Here is a 3444-nt window from a genome sequence, read left to right as displayed (position 1 = left end):
AAAGCCCACGTGCATCTGGGCCGAGACGGTGGGGTCGCGGATCTCGCCGCTCACCACCATGTCGTAGTACGCCTCGACCGTCATCTGCTCACGCAGGCGCCCGTAGCCGCTGAGCATGCCCGCGGTGGCCTGACCGCTCATCCCCAGCCGGCGCGCCATCTCGTGACGGGCCGCGTACAGCGCGCGCCCCACCCCCCGTCCACGGCAGTCCGGATGCGCGCCCACGTCGAGGCCGTACATCCACAGACCAAGCGGGTCATGCGCGGTGCACCAACCTCCGCAGATCACATCGTCAAAGGTGTCCGGATGGGCGCGATCGAGATCGAGACGCACCGTGGTGGTCATGCCCACCACGCGGTCACCGTCGAGGGCCACGAACTGCCCCTCGGGAAAGATCTCGATGTGCTTGAGGTAATGCGGGGCACGAAAGAGCTGCGTCTCGGCCAGGGTGGGAAAGACGGTGATCTGAAGCTGCTCGAGCTGAGGGGCATGCGCGGGACGAGTGTTCATGACGACGATGCCGGACCTGAGCGTGCGCGAGAAAGGCTTCATGGGGGCGGTGTTCGAACGACACGGCGACGCCCCCTTCCGCGCGTGGAGCGTTTCCGGCGACATCGTCGGCGAAGCCCCCCCTGCGCAGGCTCCGTCTGAAGCCTCATGCGCTCGTCGACGCCAGGACCCGGCTTCACCATCGCGAAGACATGCGCCTTCACCCCACCACGAGGAGACCCGCTTGCATGATCGCTGAAGGCCAGACCATCCCCCCCTTCCGGCTGAAGAACCAGGACGGCACAGAGCGCACGAACGCCGACTACGCGGGCCAGTGGCTCGTCCTCTACGTCTATCCCAAGGACGACACCCCTGGGTGCACCATCCAGGCACGGTCGTTCACCGCCACCCGAGAGGCCTTCGAAGCGGCAGGCATCACGGTGGTGGGGCTCAGCGCCGACGATGTCGACGCGCATAAGGCCTTCTGCAACAAGTTCTCGCTCACCGTCGAACTGCTCTCCGATGTCTCGGGCACGCTGCTCTCTGCGCTGGGCGTCGGGCAGACCGACTTCGGGGGAACCCTCTACTGGAACCGAACCACATTCGTGGCCGACCCCTCCGGCACGGTGCGCAAGGTCTATAGCGGCGTCAAGCCCGACGGCCACGAGCAGATGCTGCTGACCGACGTGGCCGAGCTGAAGAAGGCCATCGCCTAGGTCTCCCGCCGCGTGGAACCCTCGGCTCCTCCGCGCGGCCCCCTCTTCCTCGGCTCCTCGACGCGGGCGCCACTGGGTGCGGCTGCGGTCTACCTGCTCATCTCACTGGCCCTCTATGGGGTCACCCTCCAGGGGCGCTTCGTGGGCGACGACTTCATCTGGTTGCACGACGCCGATCGGCTGCGCGGCCTGATTGATCTGTTCACGCTGCACCAGCCCACCTTTGCGTGGCATGACGGCATCCGTCTCTCTCCCGTGCAGCTGGGATTCTTCTCGACCGCTGTGCACACGTTCGGTGTGCGCGTCTGGCCTCTCGCCCTGGGCGCGCTCGTCGCCGTGGCGCTGAACGCCTGGCTTCTGCACCGCTGGGTGACCTGGCTCACCGGCACAGACGCGGCAGGATGGGTCAGCGGGCTGATCTTCGTGACGCACCCGTTGCACAATGAGCCGAACGGCTGGCTGTCGGCCATCAACGAGCCCCTCATCGGCATCGGAACGATGGTTGCCCTGCTCGCGCTCGCGCGCGTGCGCGGGGGAGCCAGTCCATGGGCCGAACGCTTGATGTGGGCCGCGCTGCTGGCCGCCCTGCTGACCAAGGCGTCAGCCGTGACCCTGCCGTTGGTGCTGATCGCGGCCGACGTGCTGCTCTTCTCACCCGTGCCATTTCGCGATCGGCTGCGGCTCCATCTGCCCTGTCTCGCCCTCACCGCGCTGGTGATGCTCTGGCATGTCGACGCGGTGAGGGCGGCGCGAGGCCCGTCATACACCTTCCAGCCATCCAACCCGCCCCTCACGGTGGCGGGCGGCGTCGTGCGCTACATCGCCGCGCTGCTTGTGGGATGCGATATCGCGCAAGTCCTTCCCCCTCCCGTTGAGCAGGCGGCGTCGAATCAGGCCTGGGGCGTGTCGGCCCTGCTGGGCGCGGCCTACCTGCTGGCCTGCGTCGAGAGCCTCGTCCCGGCATGGCGCGAACGCCAGGAGGGTACGCCTCGCCGATGGGGAGGCGTGGCCTTCCACCTCATCTGGATGGCCCTGGCCACCCTCCCCTACGCCCTGGCCATCCCAGGCGCACAGCTCCAGAGCCGCTATGGCTGGCAAGGCTCGATGGCCCTGGCCGGCCTGGTGGGCTGCGCATGGCCGCTTCTCGCACGCAGCCGCGCCTCCGCCATTCAGTGGGGCGCGGCGGTGGCCGTCGCTTGCACAGCCTGCGCCATCACCCTGAGCGGCTCGGTGAGTCGCGCGACCCTTCCCGACGACACCGGCAGCCTCATCAGCCAGGCGCGGGAAGCCACCCGCGAGCGTGGACCGAGCGGCCGCCTCTTCGTCTACCAGCGCGCCAGCGATCAGCACGCGGCCGGACGCGCGGCGGCGCTGCTCACCGGCACGCCCGACGAGCACATCCGGGACTGGTACGAGATGGCGACGCGCGAAGGGCTCACCGCCGACGATGCAGCCCTCTTCGTCGACCCCATCGCCAGACGCTTCGACAACCTCACCGCCGCGGCCCGGCGGGCCATCGCGGCGCCTCGCCATCTTCGCCCCGACGCGCCCGTCGACACCGCCACCGGACTGCCCCTCGTGGCTTCGTGGGACCTCAACCGCACCCGCGATCACGCCGCCTGGCGCCTCGAGGGAGCAACTCAAGCAGGCGATGCGCCCCGCTTCCACGTGACCCGCTCAGAAGACACCCTCAGCAGCCCCGTGCTCAACCTCTCACCGTTCGACGTGTTCGCGGTGGAGATCGAGATGCGCAACGCCTCCGGTGGCGGAGCCGCGGGGAACCGCTTCCTCGGATGGTCGAGCCCCGTGGAGGAGGGCTGGGGCCCTCGACGCTTCGCCCTTCCCTACAACGACAACCGGGACGGACGCGCATCGGTATGGTTCTATCCCCCAACGCGCGACACGTGGTGGGTCGAAGGCGGCGCGCGACGCTTCTTCATCTCGCCATCGAGCGTGCCCGCAGACGTCATCATCGAGCGCATCCGAATCTGGGGGCCGAATCCGCGTGACCTGCCATCACGGTGATCGACGAGATATGATACGATGACAGACGTGAACCTCGAGCAGGAAGAACCTCCGCGGCGCCGCCCGTTCGACTGGGTGCTGATCTCGATGCTCTCGGTGGCGGTGCTGCTGCACGCCACCGCCCTCTTCACCGGCATTGTGTTCAGCGACCTGGCGAAGCGTCGGGGCCAGCTCTTCAGCCAGCGAGACGCACCCGCCCTGCAGGACGTGACCC

Annotated in this window: 4 protein-coding genes; 3 read left to right on the top strand and 1 reads right to left on the bottom strand. The window is 68.3% G+C overall.

The annotated features are described in order from the left end of the window. Positions 1 to 552, bottom strand: a 552-nt coding sequence (locus EB084_22005; GenBank protein NDD30938.1) for a GNAT family N-acetyltransferase, incomplete at its 3' end; no start/stop codon positions are given. 185 nt (positions 553 to 737) lie between these two features. Between EB084_22005 and EB084_22000 the strand changes: the two genes are divergently transcribed. The 3 genes from EB084_22000 to EB084_21990 all read left to right on the top strand — a co-directional run. After that, the gene (locus EB084_22000) at positions 738 to 1205 is read left to right on the top strand and encodes a peroxiredoxin (GenBank protein ID NDD30937.1); all 468 of its coding nucleotides are present in this window, start codon (positions 738 to 740) and stop codon (positions 1203 to 1205) included. A gap of 12 nt (positions 1206 to 1217) precedes the next feature. Then, the gene (locus EB084_21995) at positions 1218 to 3230 is read left to right on the top strand and encodes a hypothetical protein (protein ID NDD30936.1); all 2013 of its coding nucleotides are present in this window, start codon (positions 1218 to 1220) and stop codon (positions 3228 to 3230) included. Between the two features lie 18 nt (positions 3231 to 3248). After that, positions 3249 to 3444: hypothetical protein (locus EB084_21990; protein ID NDD30935.1), on the top strand; the 196-nt coding region annotated here is incomplete at its 3' end.

The organism is Pseudomonadota bacterium, assembly GCA_010028905.1.
Lineage (GTDB): Bacteria > Vulcanimicrobiota > Xenobia > RGZZ01 > RGZZ01 > RGZZ01.
This window is presented reverse-complemented; position numbering and strand designations above follow the sequence as displayed.